Genomic DNA, 17,315 nt, shown 5'->3' with positions numbered 1-17,315 from the left:
CCTAAAAAAAAGCCCTATTTTTCTTATTGACTGCATCCAATCCATCTCTAAGATGTATCATTCTTCATTGCCCACAGCATCAGTTTCATCGCTAGTCACCTTTTTCTATCAAATGAGGCAAAATGCAATGCCTCAAGATCAGCATGGAGAATTACTAATGCCCTCAGGAACTGGAATCCTGGGCATCCATCTGCAAGGCAGATATGAAGTCAGTGCTTGGCCTTTTTTTCAAGGGAGGCTGCCCCGAATTTACCTGATTGGGCAGCAGACTACGAGCTACAGGCTAAAGGTATTTCAGGAAGATGCCGACATTTTCGGAGTGGCACTGCGGCCAATGGCCATTTGGAGACTCACCCGCAAACCCGCCCACCTTTTCTCCAATAAGCCCACCCCCATACCTCAGGTCTTCGATCAAAACCTAATCGAAAAATTGGAAACGATCCCCGGAGTCCAGAGCTTCGAGGAAAGAATCCGATTGGCAACTGAATTAATTGAAGAACTCCAAGCCCAAATGGATTTGACCAAGACTTTGGTAGACCATGCCTTGGATTTGATTTTCGAAGAAAAGGGATGCATCAGTACCAGGGAATTATGTAAGCAGCTTCACGTCAGTGAGCGGCATCTCCAGCATTTATTTAGGCAGCAGGTGGGAGTTTCCCCACTGCAATATGCCCGAATAACCCGGTTCAATTCAATTTTTGTAGAATTTACCCGAGCCGAGGAACCCAGAGATCTTCCCTTTCTCACCTCATTTTTCAATTATTACGATGCTTCCCACTTTTTCAAAGACTTCAGGGTCTACAGCGGGGAGTCTCCCAGTCAATTTCACTTGGAAAAGTTTGCACTTTTAAAAGAGCTAGTCGAAAATCAACCTTACCTCACTCAGGTCCAAGCCTCCGCCAAAAACCCGAAATAGCATTTAGCGGGTTTTTACATTTCATTCTCCCTTCTCAGGGGTAATATGGAGTTTGAATTGACTAACCCAATGCATCTAATGAGAACCTCAAACTCCATTAAAAAACTTCTTTTTTTTAGCTGTATTTGCCTTTTTTCCTGGCAGGCTACCGCTCAATCCAAGTTCATCAAGGACTTAAAAAAAACTGCAGAAGAATCCGCGAAAAGGACGGTAGAGCGAAAGGTGGACGAAAAAACCACTCAAATGACTGATGAAGCTTTTGAAACCGTGATGGAAGCACCCAATATTTTCAAATCCAAAAAAGGCCAAAAAAAGCAAGCTGAAGACATGCAGGAGGACAGGCAAAACAGTGGCTCCTCCAAAAAACAAAATCAATCGAGCCAAGGCCCGGAGGCTTCCGCCACAGGGAACCCCGACCCTTCCGCTTCCATTGCAGGGCAGTTTATTCCCAATGGACAAGTCATGTATACCGATTATTTCGAAAGAGATGCTCTCGGGGATTTTCCCGCCAAGTGGGAAACGAATTCGGGAGGCGAAATCATCACGGTAGATGACTTCAAGGCCTTGCGGACCTCAGGTACAGGATATTTTGTCCCGATGCTTCCAAAGGAATTGCCTGAAAACTATGCGGTAGAGTTTGATCTTTTCACCTTCAATTTGGAGTATAAAGGCACCACTGCGCTAAGATTTGGGATTCATCTAGTCGAGGAACCGCTTATTTCGAAGGCTAAAAAAGGAGCGGAAATCGAAATGCCACTTTGGTACAAAGGTGCCTCTGACTACTTTCTGGTAGAGACTTATGGCATGCCTTCCAAAATAAGCAATAAAATTCCATACGACTACACCGAGAAGCTGAATGACATCATCCATTTCACTCTCGTGAAAAACGGAAAGCGAGTTCGGCTGTTCCTCGACGAAACCAAAGTCGTAGACATTCCCTCTCTGGCAGGGGATCAGCTCGGCAAATACATCCAGTTCTATGTTCGTGAAGTGGATTTGCAAAAGAATCTGGTTGTAGCCATCGCCAATCTCAAGATTACAGAGGAAGGAGAAGATCTTCGATCTAAGCTTTTGAGAGCTGAAGGTTTCAGCACCACTGCCATTCTATTTCAGACTGCCTCTGACCAACTCCAACCCTCTTCTTTTGAATTTCTGGATCAATTGGGAAATGTACTCAAAGAGGATGAATTCCTTCGAATCCAAATCATTGGCCATACAGACAGCGATGGGGATGAAAACAACAATCAAATCCTTTCTGAAAAGAGGGCGGTTTCAGTCGCAAATTACCTTCAGGAGAAATTCGGAATTACGCCAAGCAGGCTACAAACCCTTGGCAAAGGAGAGTCTGAACCTCTGAATTCTAATTCCACATCAGCGGAGAAAGCAGCCAATCGAAGAGTGGAATTCAAGAAATTTTAACCTAAAACCCTTTAAAAATGAAACTGATTTCTAAAATTATCGCCTTTGCATTGATTTTATCTCCGATATGCTCCATAGCTCAGTTTACGACTAAAGTCCCCAGCAATTCCGCGATCAAAAGTGGAGTGAATTTATCCAATGCTCCAAAGCAGGCGCTAAGCAAAACTACCCTTCAACAAATCCAATCGATCAAACTGGACAATTCCCTTAGCTCCATTCCAAAGATTCAATTGAACCCCGAAGATATCGAACGAAACCGCACCAAATCATGGGAAATTACTCCATTAAAACCAATTACACCGGGCATGGACCTTAGCTTCTCGGGGAATTATACAAAAAACGCATTTTTCGTCACCCCAATTTTAACAAGCGAACTCAACAACCGGAGGATTTTTCAGGCACTCAATATGTTTATTATCACTTCTATGGTCGTAGAAAAAGATTTTCGATTTACCATAGAATTAGAAAACCCTTCCCAATTTCCAAGAGATGGGGAGATCCTTGTATCCCTAGGTGGTACAAACTATTTTTTGAAACCTGAACCAGGAAAAAAAGAAGTTTATTTCCTGTTCACAAACAAAATCCCTTCCCCACAAATCATTAGTATTGGACCCGCTGTGGTCAATAGTGATTGGCAAAACCCCAAAAGCTATGGTATTGTAAGGGTGAAACTGGAAGAATTAGCTCCAGCTCAATAGCTAAATATTTGAAAATTATTTAGTGAAAATCTGGAATAAAGACTGTCTCAAAAGTAGAGTTTGTCATATTGAGCACTTGAGAGACGAGAGTCTCGAAGTTGAAATAGGTTCCAGATAACTGGAAATGGCCTTCGACTCCAGTCACCCTCGGTCTTCAATGTTCTTCAACCATACAAAATGAACGTGACTGCTCATTCGCCTTTGGGTAAAATCATTGTCACCTTGAGCACTTGAAAGACGGGAGTCTATCAGTCCAAAAGTCCTCGGACTTCCCTACTCTCATCGGAAAGGTGCTTGGACTGACTCAATTCTCGACCTTTAAAATCTAGGCTTCATTGGTGGCACAGTGGATGGGTCAGGCTGACAACGATACAATTTATTGGACCGTCTCTTTTTTGTTTTGTCTCTCGATTTGCCCAAGTTTTCCCTTCTTATCCTGAACAAGCGAAAAGCCCTGACAGCAAGATACCCCCGGCAGGCCGACCACTTGCTTCATTCTATTTACACGAAAACGGACTTGATACCCATATAGCAACCCTAAAACCAATACAAGTAGGCACCTAAATAAAACCTCTCTAGAACTGCTCTAACCTTATTTTTTTTAAAGGTGATGAGTTTTTGATGTAGTCGATTTTTAGGATTGATGAAATGAAGATGCAGTCTGATCTTTGGCTGTCCCTATATCTGTTGGGAAATTAGAAGAAAAAATTCTGATTTATGAGAACCCAATTTACCAAATTATTTCTGCTCGTGGCACTGGTATCCGGAATCTGGAGCTGTGACAATTACGAATTCCCGCCTGTGGTGGACACGCCACCTACCCTTACGCTGAGGCCGATCACCAGCGGCTTGATAGAAGGACAGGACTTCCGAATGGAAGTAGTCTTATCTGACGGCGTAGAAGGATCCACCATAAGCACCTTGGAGTCGCTCAATTATGATTTCATTCGAGGCGGAGCGGTTATTTTTTCCGGTTCTGAAGTGTTGACCGGTGACAATGCTACAGTGACAATTGTAGTCCCCGGGGGGTTTGAGCCGGGAAATTACACCCTAGACCTGACGGTAAGGGATACCAATGGGAACGCAAGCTCTACAGTGAGAAGTTTTACAGTAGCACCTTTACGGCCTGCATTTGACATCACAGGAACCTGGTTGGTCGAGCCTGTCGCAGGATCGCTTGCTGTAGGTCCAGGACCAGGCAACGGAGAGTGGTTTTCCATTTCCCAAGCTGATGTGGCTACCCGTGCCTGCTTTTATGATGACACCTATACATTCGGTGCTGACGGCTCATTTACCATAGATATGGGAGAGCAGACGTGGCTGGAAACATGGCAAGGAGTAGCAGCAGACCAATGTGGCACCCCTGTAGCTCCCTTTGATGGCTCGGGTACCTACCAATACTCCTACACTGGCAATACGCTTACTGTCAGTGGTGAAGGTGCATTTATTGGTCTAGCCAAGGTTCACAATGCAGGCGAAATCTCCAATGGCGTGCCAGCTCAGGATGAAATCACCTACACCATAATCGATCCGGTGCAAGAAGGCAACACCCGAAGAATGACCTTAAGGATTGAGGCTGGTTCTGGTGTTTGGTGGGATTTCAAGATGATCTCAGGGGAAATAGCCGGTGGAGACGAGGTATCGCTGGTCGGAGATTGGAAAATGGAACCCATTGCTGGTTCATTCGGAGTAGGCCCAACCGAAGGAAGCACGGAGTGGTTTGCCAATTCCGCTACTGACGTGACTACCAGAGCCTGCTTCTTTGATGATGTATACACCTTTGGTGCAGACGGGAGCTTCTCCTATGAAATGGGAGATCAAACATGGCTTGAAGCTTGGCAGGGAGTTGCGGCTGATGCCTGCGGCGCCCCCGTAGCCCCTCATGATGGCAGTGGAACCTACAGCTACACCTTTGACGGAAGTTCTCTTACCCTGATCGGTGCAGGGGCACATGTGGCTTTGCCAAAAGCAGTTAATGCAGGAGAGCTACCCAATGTGGAAGTCCCGGACAATGTTACATACAAGGTGGTCAGTCTCACAGAATCCGGAGGGGTGAAAAAGATGACCCTTTACATTGAAACTGGCACTGGAGTTTGGTGGACTTTCAAACTCATTTCCGAATAAAAAGTTACTTCACCTACCTAGACGGGGCTTCCTATTGAGCAGACCTTCTTGGTAGTATATAAATCCAAAATCCATGAAAAAATTCGTTCTTTATTTTCTGCCAGTTTTGCTTTTTGGCTTTGTCGGGTGCTCTTCAGAAGATGATTCTCCCGGTACCGGTACTCCAGATTCCTCGGAGGTATTTATTCCCACTACGGGATTTACATCCCCAGCCTCCTATCCAGGAATGACCTTGGTATGGGAGGATGAATTTAATGGAAATAGCTTGGACCTCTCCTCCTGGACCCATGAGACCGGAAGAGGACAAAATGGATGGGGAAATAACGAACTCCAGCATTATCGGTCTCAAAATACCTCTGTTGAAAGAGGGCATTTGATCATCACTGCCAAGAAAGAATCTTTTTCCGGAAGTGAGTACACTTCCTCTCGGATCATTACAGAAAACAAAAAACAGTTTAGATACGGGAGAATTGATATCCGTGCGGTAATGCCCAAAGGGCAAGGCCTTTGGCCGGCTCTTTGGATGCTGGGGGCAAACTTCAGAACGGTAGGATGGCCTGCCTGTGGAGAAATCGACATCATGGAAATGATCGGAGGCCAGGGAAGGGAAAAAACAGTCCATGGTACGGTACACTGGCAACATGATGGAAATCGGGCTCAATTTGGCGGGGAATACTCCCTTACCTCGGGCACTTTAGCAGATCAATTCCATGTGTACTCTATCGAGTGGGATGCCACATCCATCCGCTGGTTGATTGACAACAAGCAATACCACGAGATCGACACGACTCCCGAGCAGTTGGATGAATTTCGGAGAAGCTTCTTTTTCATCTTCAATGTCGCGGTAGGGGGAGACTGGCCCGGTTCGCCGGATAGCTCCACTACATTTCCTCAGCATATGATCGTAGACTACGTAAGAGTGTTCCAGAAAAACTAAAGAAGCCCTTCGGGGCTTTTTTTATGGATTTGCTTTCAACCAATCAGCCAGTAATTGATTGACTACTTCAGGTTTTTCGATACAGCTGCTGTGGCCTGCTCCGGGAATCCGATGAAGTGTGGCATTGCCTATCCCCATCTGAATAAATTTTGCTTTTTCAGGCTTAGTGGCTACATCCTCATCGCCTACCATAATTAAGGTAGGACAGGTAATTTTGCTCAATTCGTCCTCCACTCCTTTCCTGTAGATTACACCCTCTACCGGTCCGGTAATTGACTTTTTATTGGCCATAAGTTCCTTTTTCCAATGCTTGATCTCAGCGGTGTTGGATGGGTTGGTCAGCCAGGATTCAGCAAACATAATAGGCATGACTTTACTCGCTACCGGGGGAATGACACCCAGCCATTTTACTATCCCGTTTAGCGTCTTGTATTTGGGAAGATTCTCCACAGGTTCGGCATTGGCACTCGTCTCCATTAAAATCAAACTCTTGATCAAGTCAGGCCTTCTTGCGGCCAGTCGCATCCCCACAAATCCCCCCATGGACAGTCCGGCAAAATGGACTTTCCCCAACCCGAGATTTTCAATGAGCGCTGCAGCATCCGAGGCGATAGTGTCCATATCATAAGGCCCCTTGGATTCACTTTGGCCTTGTCCACGATGGTCATAGGCGATCACTCGATAAGATTTGGAAAACTGCTCTATTTGGGAGGAAAACATTTTATGGCTCCACAATAGACCATGCGAAAACACCAAGGTATCCGGTGATTTTCCCCGTTCTTCATAAAAAAGCTTTACTCCATTGGCTTCGATAAAAGGCATTTCTCTAGATTTTGGGTTGTATGGATAAGTTAAAAAGAAAATGGAAAGGACTGCAGACCTCCCCATTCTCATTTCAATAATTTTTTCAAAACTTTTACTCCCAATCCAGACCGGGTTGCTTCAGCCGGGCATTTTCCCGTGCTTTATGCTCGTCCACAAGTTGCTTTACATCTTCCAAAAGTTGCTTGGCATCATAAACTATCCCATCTTTTACCGTGTATTTCACTCCTCCTACCCGCACGGGCTGATTGTTATCATCAATCCGAATTGAACCGGTTCCGTAAAGGACTTTAAGGTTTTGGAGGGGGTTTTCTTCCAAAATCACAAAATCTGCCAACTTCCCCACTTCCACAGAACCGATTTCCTTTTCCATTCCCAAGGCCTGAGCCCCGTACAAGGTGGCGCTTCGGATCACTTCCAAGGGATGAAAACCTGCCTCTCGAAGCAATTCCAGCTCTCGGATATAAGCAAAGCCATACAACTGGTAGATAAACCCAGAATCCGAACCGGCAGTCACCCGTCCGCCTCGGTTTTTGTATTCATTGACAAACGTCATCCAAAGTCTGTAATTTTCCTTCCATTGTACCTCTTCTTCCGTGGTCCAGTCAAACCAATAAGATCCATGGGACTGCCGGCTTGGTGCATAAAATCTCCACAAAGAGGGCAAAGTGTACACTTCATGCCATTCCTGAGTCCTTGCCCGCATCAAGTCACGGTTGGCTTCATAGATATTGAATGTCGGGTCGAGGGTAAAATCCAACTCCAAGAGCTCATTCATCACCTTATTCCAATGCTCAGAATAGGGAGGAGCTGCCTGCTTCCAAAGCTTACCAGCCTCTCCAAATCGATGCTGCTCGTTTTGGTAATTGTAATCCAGCCTGAAATCCTGAACAGTACGATCCTGAAACAAGGCCTCTGGTAAGCCATACCAATGCTCCATGGAGGTTAGCCCTGCCCTGGCCGAATTCAGCACATTCCAACGAGCCACATCCATCTGTTGATGGTGCATAGCAGAACGCAGACCGATACGCTTGTTTTCCGAAATAGCAGCCTGCATCACTTCCGGATTCGCACCGAAAAATTTGATTCCATCCGCGCCTTTGGCTTTATTTTCGTTTACCCATGCTTTGGCCTGTTCCGCTGTGGTGATCGCTTTTTCTGCTCCCTGTCCAAAAGAAGTATAAGCCAAAATTCTAGGTGCCGTGATCTGATTTGCAGTCGATTTTTTCTTTTGGTCCAATACCCAAGCCAATCCATTGCCAGCGGATGGGTCCCGGATAGTGGTGATCCCATGGGCCATCCAAAGCTTGAATACATATTCAGCGGGAGTTCCTTGTCCGCTTCCTCCGATATGCCCATGCATATCCACCAGCCCCGGAAGAAGATAATGGCCCTCCATTTCCAAAACTTGGGTATTTTGGTCCGCTTTGGGTCGTCGATTATCATTGATCGGCAAACCCGGGTAGCCTACTACTTGAATCTGGGTGATCCGGTTTTTTTCCACTACAATATCTACCGGACCGATGGGAGGTGCCCCGGTTCCGTCAATCATCGTCACTCCACGGATAATCAGTCTGTCATAGGGCCCCTCTCCTTCTGCGCGCTCAGGCGCAGGCATAATCTGGGCAATCACCGAGACGGCAATTCCTACCCCTGCAATCAGTGTTAAAGTAAATTTCTTGAGCATAGTCAGGTGGTTTCTTTGGGAGGATAAGATACTCCAAAATGGGAAATCAAAAAATCGGTTTGGGACAAGGGCAAAGGAAAAAGCCCCGCCGGATACAGAATCCAACGGGGCCTTGGTAAGATTAAACCAGGATTACATATCCTTGAACTTGTCCATAATTTCTTCTGAAATCCCGGTGAAAGAATATCCTCCGTCATGGAATAGATTCTGCATGGTCACCATTCTTGTCAAATCGGAAAATAGGGTGACAATGTAGTCGGCACATGCATCTGCAGAGGCATTTCCCAGTGGAGAAAGTGCTTCCGCAAAATTGAAAAAGGAGTCGAAGCCTCCAATGCCTGTCCCGGCGGTCGTTTTGGTAGGTGATTGGGAAATGGTATTCACTCTCACCTTTTTCAGCTTGCCAAACCGATACCCATAGCCTCTTGCGATACTTTCTAGCAAGGCTTTGGCATCTGCCATATCCGTATAAAAAGGATAGACCCGTTGCGCCGCGATGTAGGATAGACCAATAATTGACCCCCACTCTTTCATCAAATCCATTTTCTCTGCGATATGCATCATCTTGTGAAAGGAAATCGCAGACACATCGTAGGATTTCATTGCCCAGTCGTAATTGAGATCTCCGTAAGACCTTCCTTTCCGGATATTTGGTGACATACCGATGGAGTGAAGCAGAAAGTCAAAATCACTCCCCAAAAATTCCTTAGCCTCGGTGTAGAGCTTCTCAAGGTCTTCTACCAAAGTCGCATCTGCAGGAATTACAATGGTATTGCATTCTTCGGCCAATTCTTTGATGGCTCCCATTCTCATGGCTATTGGAGCATTGGTGAGGACAAACTTCCCTCCCTGTTCTTTGACTTTGAGGGCGGTTTTCCAAGCAATGGAATTTTCATCCAGTGCACCTGTGATGATCCCTACTTTCCCTTTGAGCAAGTTTTCTGGCATATTTCTTTATTGGGTTGGTTCAAAAATTCAGACAAAAATAGCTAAAATTTGCCATTTGTGCCGCTACCCAGCCAATAGCTCTTTGGCGCTCTCCACAGCAGCTTGGGAAGGACTCGATCCGGCGATCATCTTAGCTAGCTCCTGAACTCGCTCTTCTTGACTCAAAAGTTTGATTTTGGACAGGGTTTTGTCCGAGGAATTGTCTTTGAAAACAAAATAATGCAATTCTCCTTTAGCTGCCACTTGGGGTAGGTGGGTGATGCAAATGACTTGGTGTTTTTGGGCAATCTCCTTCATCATTTTTACCATCTGTAAAGCCACTTCTCCTGAAATTCCGGTATCGATCTCATCAAAAATCAAAGTAGGCAACGACATCTTGTCCGCCATGAGGTATTTGATGGCAAAAAGCAAACGGGAAAACTCTCCTCCTGAGGCGACTTTCCTCATCGCTTGAGGTTGACTTCCTTTGTTCGCCGAAAACAAAATCTCTACCTCATCCATTCCGGTTGGACCTGGGTTAATCTCCTTGGACTCGATACGGATTTGGGCATTTTCCATCCCCAAGCCGGAAAGCAGACTTTCAAGGGAGGCTTGAAAATCCTCAAAACAAGACCTTCGCGTGGTGCTGAGCTTTCTTCCCGATTCCAAAAGAGTTTTCTCTGCCGCGGCAAATATCTTTTCTGCCTGAGCTAGACTTTCATCCAGATTTTGAAACTGGAACACTTGATCCGCAAGCTGAGCTTCGATCGCCATCAACTCCTCCACAGTACCTACTCCATGTTTTTTTTGAAGTTGGTAGATTTTACTCAAACGATCCCGGATTTCATCCAATTTTTCAAAATCCACCTCCACTTGATTTTCCTCCTCTCCCAAGCTTTCTACCAAGTCTTTCAACTCGATAAGTACGGATTGAAACCGTTCCTTCAATGAGCCAAACTTGTGGGCCAAGCGCTCTAAAGCTTGCATCCCCTGCTGGATTTGAGCCATCCCCTGAAGAACCCCAAACTGCTCATCCTGAAAAAGGACCAACATTTCATTGATTCTAAGCTTGATTTCTTCTGCATTTTCCAATAGCTCCTGGGCAGACTCCAGTTCGCTCTGTTCTCCTGACTTCAGACTTAGTACACTCAGCTCATCCAACTGAAACTGATTGAAATCGGCTTCTTTCTGAAGATCAAACGCTTTTTTCTTCAACTCTTCAAAACTCTTCCTTGCCATTCTATAGCCTCTGTAGGCCTGCTGATAGACCTTGAAATCTTCAGCAGCCGCCGAATAGGCATCTACTAGGCCCAATTGGTAAGTACCCTCTGCCAAAAGCAAGGTGTCATGCTGAGAATGCACATCCATCAGCTTGGAACCCAGCTCTCTCAGCACTTCCAGAAGTACGGGAGTATCATTGACAAAAGATCGGGATTTGCCACTTGGGCTGATTTCCCTTCGGATGATGCAGAAATCCTGGTAGTCCAGCTGTTGCTCTTCGAAAAAATCCCGAAGGCCATATTCCCGAAGGTCAAACACCCCTTCGACCACGCATTTTTTATCCTCGAAAAGCAAAACCTTGGTATCCGCCCGATTACCCAGCAGCAATCCCACAGCGCCCAGCATAATGGATTTGCCTGCCCCAGTCTCTCCGGTAATCATATTGAGGCCAGGGCTGGGCTGCATTATCAGCTCATCGATAAGGGCATAATTGGATATCTGAAGGGATTGTAGCATGATTGGATTACTCAGGGCAAAGCTAAAAAATCAGGGCTAGCTTCTCAGCAGTTCGTTGTACTTTTTGGCATTGTTCGGATCCACTTCCAGCAAAAGTTTTACGGCCTCGTCCCGGATTTCGAAAGGGGCATTTTTCAGGACTTGGGAAATTTCATCGCCTTTGGCATCCATGAAGCTGATCGTAAAAATCCCATTGGGCTGAAGTTTATTAGCCTGAGCTACCAGACGTATCGCCTCCAGAATATTGGAATAGGCTTTTTCTTCATCGATCTGGATCAAATCCATCCCTTGACGATGATAGAGGTAATAGGCGTCCCGAATCGGAGAGTACACCGGCGAAACAAAAATATCGTTGATCAGCCAGTATCTGCTTCTGCGGTCGTTGGGATTTTGTACCCAGCCCGGTCTACCGGATTGTTGGGCATTGTTGACAATTTCGTTGGCGATCTCAAAATAAGGATTGCCTCCCCGATTGGAAAAGGAATCATAGTCTATCCCCAGAGAGATGTAGGCATAAAAGGCGAGGAGTGAACTGATGTTGTTTAAAAAGGAAAAACGGTTGAATTCCAGAGGTTGGGATTCGATATATTCAAAATTCCAGCTCCTATCTGCAAAATTAAAAAGCAAGGATTCATAATTGGTCCCGTAAACGGGCCGGACCACCTGCACTTGTACCGTGGCACTATAAATTCCGACTTGAGGTACATCATTGATGGTAATCAGCAAGTTTCCTTTGATGCGCTCCTCAGGTCTAAACTCGTCATCTGTCCAGGACCTCCCATTCAAAAACTGTTCAAAATTAGTCTTCATCTGGGAAAAGATGTCCGTGTTTTGAAACCGGGAACGATCGCTGTTGATGAGTACTGTAAAATTTAACTCTTGGGCGGAGAGCCGAAAAGCAGCAAGCCAAAAGAGAAATAAAAGGGTGGTTCGCTTCATGGATTTAAACTTAGCAAAATTCCATTGCTCAAACCCAAACCGGAATCGTTTTGATTTGATCCAGAATCAGTTCGGCAATCTGTGATTTAGGAAGAAGACCTGATTTGAACTCTTTCCCATCCTTGTGAAAAATCCGGACTTTGTTGGTATCATGCCGAAAACCGGCACCTTCTTCCCTGGCAGAATTGAGAACGATCAGATCGAAATTTTTCTTGTCCAATTTGGCCCTGGCGTTTTCCTCTTCGTTTTCGGTCTCCAAGGCAAAACCAACATGAAGCTGACCGGAACGTTTTGTTTTCCCCAATTCTTTGGCGATATCTACATTCTTCACCAAATCCAAGGTAATCGCCAAATCCTTCTTCTTGATCTTTTCTTCAGCCACTTGGGCTGGAGCATAATCTGCCACAGCAGCAGTGAAAACACAGATATCCATCTGAGGATGCAAGGCTTGACTTGCCTCATGCATATCTCTGGCCGAATGTACCCGGGTGACAGAAAATTGATCCTGCGAGAGGTCCAATGCCACAGGACCAGAGACCACATGAACCTCAGCCCCTCTTTCGGCAAAAGCCCTGGCGAGAGCAAGGCCCATTTTTCCGCTGGAATGGTTGCTGATAAACCTTACCGGATCAAGGGCCTCCTGAGTAGGTCCCATGGTAACGAGGATTTTTTTGCCGGAAAAATCCTTTTTGCGTTGAAAAAATAAAACTACTTGCTCCAGAATATGCTCAGGCTCCATCATTCTTCCCTGCCCGGATAGCCCGCTGGCCAGTTCTCCCGACTCAGCTTCCAGCACCTGATTCCCAAAAGACTGCAGGCTCCTTAGATTCGACTGTACAGCTGGATGCTGGTACATATCCAAGTCCATGGCTGGAGCCACCATCACCGGACAGCGTGCCGAAAGGTAGGTGGCACTCAACAGATTGTCACAAATCCCATGAGCAAACTTGGCCAGAGTATTGGCACTTAGCGGGGCTACGATAAAAAGATCTGCCCAAAGTCCCAATTCCACGTGATTATTCCATTCTCCTGACTTTTTATCCGAAAACTCACTCAGAACAGGCTTTTTGGAAAGGGTGGCCAAAGTCAAGGGGGTAATAAAATCAAGGGCAGAAGCGCTCGTAATGATTTGCACTTCTGCCCCTGATTTGATCAGAAGGCGGGTCAATAGGGCAGACTTGTAAGCAGCTATGCTGCCTGTCACGCCCAAAAGAATCCGCTTTCCTTTTAAGCTCATAATACCTACTCCTGTCCTTGATCCGGAAATCTGTGATAGACCTTTCCTTCGGCGAATTCTTCCATCGCCAAGGTGGAAGGCTTAGGCATACGCTCGTAGAATTTGGAGATTTCGATTTGTTCTTTGTTTTCGAAAACCTCCTCAAGGTTATCGACTGTAGACGCAAACTCAGAAAGCTTATTGTTCAGCTCTTCCTTGAGGTTGCTGGAAATCTGCTTGGCTCGCTGCCCAATGATATGAATGGATTCGTAGATGTTACCGGTTGGTTCTGCTACTTTATCCAAGTCTCGGGTAATGATGGATGGATTGATTGCCATATCTATAAATTTAAATTTTCAGTAATTAATTTTCTTTGGAAGTCACTTGAGCAGAGTTTTGAAGTGCCTGTCTTTCGTTGTATTCTGCTTTTAGCTTCATGTGCGCTTCGTATTCCTTTCTGGCTTCGGATTCAAATTTCTTTACCTCGGTAGTAAACCCGCTGTTGGGATATCTCCGGTAGAAATTGCCTGCGAATCTAATCGCATCATTCAATCTTTCTTCTTTCTTATCGAAAGCGCTGTTTTCAGCATAGCCATAGGCTACTTCTACCAGTTTGACAGCGAGCTCTTCGTTGTGCTGACTTTCAGGATAGTCTTTGATGAAGTTTTGGAAATTGATGATGCAGGCGCGATAGAAATCACCCGGAAAAAGCCCGTCCTTCAGGCGGTAATACATCATGGCCTCGCTATAGGATTTCTTTTCGAATCTTTTTTCCAGATCATTGAGCATTTCCATTGCTCTCTCGTAGCTCGCAGAGCCTGGAAATCGGGTCACAAACTGCTGGATTGCAGCCACTGCTTCCCTGCTGCTTTGCTGGTCAAGGTTGTAGTCAGGAGCATCTAGATAGAGCGAATAGGCATGCATAAACAAGGCCTCTTCAGCCAATGGGCTTCTGTTGTAGGTCCTGAAGAAGTTATTGAAATACCCGGCTGATTCGATGTACCTTTTGGTTTTAAAATGACAGTTGGCATAGTTGTATTCCGCCATTTCGGCTTTTTCCGAGCCTTTGATTACCGGGAGTACTTTTTCGTAAAGGATAATTGCTTTGTTGTACTCGCCTTCTTGGTAGTAGCGGTTGGCACCATTGTATAATTCTTCCCAATTGGTACTTTTCTCCAGTTTGTTGAATGGACCACAAGAGGCAAGTAGGACTAGGAAAAACAGGAAAAGGATGGATTTGTACTGCATGCTGATTTACAAGACCGCAAATATACGGGATAATTATTGAGATTCAAGGGGATATTCCAAGCTAGAACGCCTTACTTCTTCACTTGCAACTTTTTGGTGACCACGTTTTTGTTGTCCACAAAAAGGGTGTAGAAGTAAACTCCGGGTTGAAAATCGGCAACATTGATCACCAAAGAACTCCGGGTAGGATCCAATTCGTATTCGGCAATGGGATTACCGATGAAACTGTTGATGGATATTTTAGCCTTGGATTTGGGATTGATGATTTCATAGTCCAATTGAGCAACCCGATTGCTGGGGTTGGGGTAAATTTCACTGATTTGGATGTCTTTGTGAAAGAAGTCATTGGCTACTTCGGCCTCCACTTCATACTTGGCTTCAACGATAAAATTGTCTCTTAAATTTTCTATGTTGACAAATAAAAGATCAAAACTCCCTCTAGTCTCCACGATACCCGTTTCAAATTCCAGATAAAGGTCCGTGAGAATCTCTCCGGGCTGAAGTTTTAAATTGATTTTTGCCAGATCTCTTCTTGGGTCAAAGCATTGTTCTCCGATACAAACTCTTACCTTTTGAGAGGACCCTACGCTTCCGCGGAGGCTCTTTAGAATGTAAGTTTTTGCTTGGTTGGAGGTGTTTTGAAGGAGGACCGTCTTTCTTTGACTACTCCCAATCGCCCCTCTAAAATCCAAACCCTCACTCAGGACCTGCACATCTTGCCCCAAAGACACCATAGGCAGTGCCAAAAAAATGGACAGAAAAAATTTAAGCAGGAGTTTCATGTAAAGTTCTAATCAATAAGTCTGCACTTAGGTTAATTGAGTCTATTAATATACGTACAAAAATAACTTTTAGGTTGCCAATACAATAAAATTCACGGTTAATTGTTGTTAACCTTTTTTACTTATGCAGGAAAAAAAATCTTCACTTGCTCATAGCACTGCAGTCATAAAAACAAACTACAATTTTGAAGGTTCCAAGCCCGATTTTTTGAGTTGATTTTGTATTTCTTCTTCAGTAGGCATGAGCAGTCTCACATCCGGCTCATTGAAAAGATTTTTTTGCTGAGGATCGATCTCTTCGACTTTTCTCCAGGCATCGATGGTTTCCTTGGTTGGTTTTTCCTCGATCCGCCATTGAAACCCATCCAAGCGGGAATTTTCTTCTGTGATCAACTGCACAGGCGTGAATTTCCCATCGGGCCTTACCGAGAAATTTGCCCTCCGTACCGCCCCGTCTTCAAAGTCCATTTTGATAGAAGCACTTAGAATCTTGTTGATTCCCTGGTTTACCGTGTCTGCTTCCAAGGCGAAGTATAATGATTCAGCGTTGCCATAGACTTCCAAGGTTTGAATCTGACCTTCCAAAAATTTGCCATCCATCTCACGTCCTTTCATCTGATTGAAATTAAAAAGGGTATCGGTCATGATGGCAAATGCCTTGTCTTTCATTTTTACCCGGTCCAGGTTTTCATTGGCGATGTAAAAAACCATGCTGTCTGCAGAAATCTGACTTTTTTGATTCCATAAAACCGGATTTTGAAACAGCTGTATAGAGGAATCCGAATAATTGTACAGCAGGGAATCGGCGAGCCCTGAGAGGTCTGTTTTGTAAAGTTTGATCGATTTGAAAGCCAGGAGGTACTTGGCAGTATCTGCCTCACTGTCTTGGGAAATCAAAGTATCCGCAGTCATGAAAAGGGTGTCTTTCTCAAAATACCTTCTGACCAGACTTTTTCCATAAACCAGGCTGTATTTTCTGTCTTCCCAGTATTTCCCCTCATCCCCAAAGACCTCAGTCTGTTGCTCTTTGTTTAATACACGAACATCCTCTTTTCCTTCGTAATAAGCCAGATTTTCATCATAGAACAATTCCATGGCCTTGACTCTGCTGTCTTCTGTCTCCACGATCCCGTCAAAAAACCGAAATTGCTTATTTTGTGTATCGTAGAAGCTTCCTTTTTGGGCATCGAGGGTATTTCCTTCTTTGGAAATCAGATTGGTAAGGCCAAGGGTCTCTGCTGTCTTTGGGATGGTCAGGTACACCAAGTTTCCGGTTTTCATTGTGTAGTCTGGGTTTACCAATACTACATCTTCGAGGAAGGTGATTCTCTCATAGTTGATCTCATAGATTCCCCTTTTGCTGGTCAGGACATTGACTGAATCCACCACTTTCCCGTCGTTGAAGTACGTGGCCACATTGGTCTCCCGATTGTAATCCAAAAACTCCGTAGTCAAAGTGGTCTCTTGATTTGTGAAAACAACCTTATTCCTCAACTTGGCTATTTTGGTGTTTCCATCGTACTCCGCATATCGGCTATTGGTGACGATAGGATCTTCCACATCTTTGATTTGCACATTTCCAAAGAGCCTGGCCATATTTTCTGAGCGGAAAAAATGGGCGGAATCACAGGAAATCAGCGAGTTTTGATGCTTCATTTTCACATTTCCGACCAGGCGTTCAAAACCGCTGGCCCCGATCAGCACATCTGCCTGATTGATCTCCAGGGTGGACCCTTGCTGAGCGAGGAGTTTTTGTCCGGAAAAACCTACAAGCGACAAGAGGATAAACAAAAAGGAGATTCGGATCATATCGTCAATGGTGCGGGACAAAATTAGTACAAACCGGCAGACCGATCGCTTTGA

15 protein-coding genes are annotated in these 17,315 nt (G+C 45.1%); 5 read left to right on the top strand and 10 right to left on the bottom strand.

Annotation, left to right across the window (positions count from 1 at the left end):
* The first annotated feature begins 52 nt into the window (after nucleotides 1-52).
* The 5 genes from AAA943_RS04630 (at nucleotide 53) to AAA943_RS04610 (ending at nucleotide 6,094) form a co-directional block, all read left to right on the top strand.
* Nucleotides 53-916: an AraC family transcriptional regulator gene (locus AAA943_RS04630; protein WP_338223060.1), complete on the top strand. Its 864-nt coding sequence runs from the start codon at nucleotides 53-55 to the stop codon at nucleotides 914-916.
* Between the two features lie 78 nt (nucleotides 917-994).
* Complete coding sequence (locus AAA943_RS04625; protein ID WP_338223059.1) at nucleotides 995-2,335, top strand: OmpA family protein; 1,341 nt, start codon at nucleotides 995-997, stop codon at nucleotides 2,333-2,335.
* Nucleotides 2,336-2,352: 17 nt separating this feature from the next.
* Nucleotides 2,353-3,033: a hypothetical protein gene (locus tag AAA943_RS04620; protein WP_338223058.1), complete on the top strand. Its 681-nt coding sequence runs from the start codon at nucleotides 2,353-2,355 to the stop codon at nucleotides 3,031-3,033.
* 717 nt (nucleotides 3,034-3,750) lie between these two features.
* Entirely contained in the window at nucleotides 3,751-5,157 is a 1,407-nt protein-coding gene (locus AAA943_RS04615; protein ID WP_338223057.1) for a hypothetical protein, read from the top strand.
* 73 nt (nucleotides 5,158-5,230) lie between these two features.
* The gene (locus tag AAA943_RS04610) at nucleotides 5,231-6,094 is read left to right on the top strand and encodes a glycoside hydrolase family 16 protein (RefSeq protein WP_338223056.1); all 864 of its coding nucleotides are present in this window, start codon (nucleotides 5,231-5,233) and stop codon (nucleotides 6,092-6,094) included.
* 21 nt (nucleotides 6,095-6,115) lie between these two features.
* On the opposite strand, the gene AAA943_RS04605 is transcribed toward AAA943_RS04610, so the two are convergent.
* From AAA943_RS04605 to AAA943_RS04560, 10 genes are all read right to left on the bottom strand, one after another.
* A complete protein-coding gene (locus AAA943_RS04605; protein ID WP_338223055.1) occupies nucleotides 6,116-6,916 on the bottom strand; it encodes an alpha/beta fold hydrolase in 801 nt (266 codons plus the stop codon).
* Nucleotides 6,917-7,010: 94 nt separating this feature from the next.
* Entirely contained in the window at nucleotides 7,011-8,603 is a 1,593-nt protein-coding gene (locus tag AAA943_RS04600) for an amidohydrolase family protein (protein ID WP_338223054.1), read from the bottom strand.
* 132 nt (nucleotides 8,604-8,735) lie between these two features.
* Nucleotides 8,736-9,551 (bottom strand): enoyl-ACP reductase FabI, encoded by an 816-nt coding sequence (locus AAA943_RS04595; protein ID WP_338223053.1) that lies wholly within the window; start codon nucleotides 9,549-9,551, stop codon nucleotides 8,736-8,738.
* Nucleotides 9,552-9,614: 63 nt separating this feature from the next.
* Nucleotides 9,615-11,267, bottom strand: coding sequence for a DNA repair protein RecN (gene recN / locus AAA943_RS04590; RefSeq protein ID WP_338223052.1), 1,653 nt, complete (start codon nucleotides 11,265-11,267; stop codon nucleotides 9,615-9,617).
* A gap of 36 nt (nucleotides 11,268-11,303) precedes the next feature.
* Nucleotides 11,304-12,206, bottom strand: a complete 903-nt coding sequence (porD, locus tag AAA943_RS04585; protein ID WP_338223051.1) for a type IX secretion system protein PorD — start codon at nucleotides 12,204-12,206, stop codon at nucleotides 11,304-11,306.
* 28 nt (nucleotides 12,207-12,234) lie between these two features.
* On the bottom strand, nucleotides 12,235-13,443 hold the full coding sequence (gene coaBC / locus AAA943_RS04580) for a bifunctional phosphopantothenoylcysteine decarboxylase/phosphopantothenate--cysteine ligase CoaBC (protein ID WP_338223050.1): 1,209 nt from the start codon (nucleotides 13,441-13,443) through the stop codon (nucleotides 12,235-12,237).
* Between the two features lie 5 nt (nucleotides 13,444-13,448).
* The gene (locus AAA943_RS04575) at nucleotides 13,449-13,760 is read right to left on the bottom strand and encodes a DNA-directed RNA polymerase subunit omega (RefSeq protein ID WP_338223049.1); all 312 of its coding nucleotides are present in this window, start codon (nucleotides 13,758-13,760) and stop codon (nucleotides 13,449-13,451) included.
* Between the two features lie 25 nt (nucleotides 13,761-13,785).
* A complete protein-coding gene (locus tag AAA943_RS04570) occupies nucleotides 13,786-14,670 on the bottom strand; it encodes an outer membrane protein assembly factor BamD (RefSeq protein ID WP_338223048.1) in 885 nt (294 codons plus the stop codon).
* A gap of 71 nt (nucleotides 14,671-14,741) precedes the next feature.
* On the bottom strand, nucleotides 14,742-15,452 hold the full coding sequence (locus AAA943_RS04565; RefSeq protein WP_338223047.1) for a T9SS type A sorting domain-containing protein: 711 nt from the start codon (nucleotides 15,450-15,452) through the stop codon (nucleotides 14,742-14,744).
* Between the two features lie 177 nt (nucleotides 15,453-15,629).
* Nucleotides 15,630-17,282, bottom strand: a complete 1,653-nt coding sequence (locus AAA943_RS04560) for an OstA-like protein (protein WP_338223046.1) — start codon at nucleotides 17,280-17,282, stop codon at nucleotides 15,630-15,632.
* Nucleotides 17,283-17,315: the final 33 nt, after the last annotated feature.

The sequence above is a fragment of the Algoriphagus confluentis genome (assembly GCF_036245625.1).
Taxonomy (GTDB): Bacteria; Bacteroidota; Bacteroidia; order Cytophagales; family Cyclobacteriaceae; genus Algoriphagus; species Algoriphagus confluentis.
Note: the sequence above shows the minus strand (reverse complement) of the source record. Positions and strands in the feature narration are given on the sequence as shown.

Coding starts and splice junctions, on each gene's coding strand:
- AAA943_RS04630 (WP_338223060.1), top strand. CDS start 53: ATGTATCATTCTTCATTGCCCACAGCATCAGTTTCATCGCTAGTCACC.
- porD (WP_338223051.1), bottom strand. CDS start 12,206: ATGAAGCGAACCACCCTTTTATTTCTCTTTTGGCTTGCTGCTTTTCGG.
- recN (WP_338223052.1), bottom strand. CDS start 11,267: ATGCTACAATCCCTTCAGATATCCAATTATGCCCTTATCGATGAGCTG.
- AAA943_RS04595 (WP_338223053.1), bottom strand. CDS start 9,551: ATGCCAGAAAACTTGCTCAAAGGGAAAGTAGGGATCATCACAGGTGCA.
- AAA943_RS04600 (WP_338223054.1), bottom strand. CDS start 8,603: ATGCTCAAGAAATTTACTTTAACACTGATTGCAGGGGTAGGAATTGCC.
- AAA943_RS04605 (WP_338223055.1), bottom strand. CDS start 6,916: ATGCCTTTTATCGAAGCCAATGGAGTAAAGCTTTTTTATGAAGAACGG.
- AAA943_RS04620 (WP_338223058.1), top strand. CDS start 2,353: ATGAAACTGATTTCTAAAATTATCGCCTTTGCATTGATTTTATCTCCG.
- AAA943_RS04625 (WP_338223059.1), top strand. CDS start 995: ATGAGAACCTCAAACTCCATTAAAAAACTTCTTTTTTTTAGCTGTATT.
- AAA943_RS04615 (WP_338223057.1), top strand. CDS start 3,751: ATGAGAACCCAATTTACCAAATTATTTCTGCTCGTGGCACTGGTATCC.
- AAA943_RS04565 (WP_338223047.1), bottom strand. CDS start 15,452: ATGAAACTCCTGCTTAAATTTTTTCTGTCCATTTTTTTGGCACTGCCT.
- coaBC (WP_338223050.1), bottom strand. CDS start 13,443: ATGAGCTTAAAAGGAAAGCGGATTCTTTTGGGCGTGACAGGCAGCATA.
- AAA943_RS04575 (WP_338223049.1), bottom strand. CDS start 13,760: ATGGCAATCAATCCATCCATCATTACCCGAGACTTGGATAAAGTAGCA.
- AAA943_RS04610 (WP_338223056.1), top strand. CDS start 5,231: ATGAAAAAATTCGTTCTTTATTTTCTGCCAGTTTTGCTTTTTGGCTTT.
- AAA943_RS04570 (WP_338223048.1), bottom strand. CDS start 14,670: ATGCAGTACAAATCCATCCTTTTCCTGTTTTTCCTAGTCCTACTTGCC.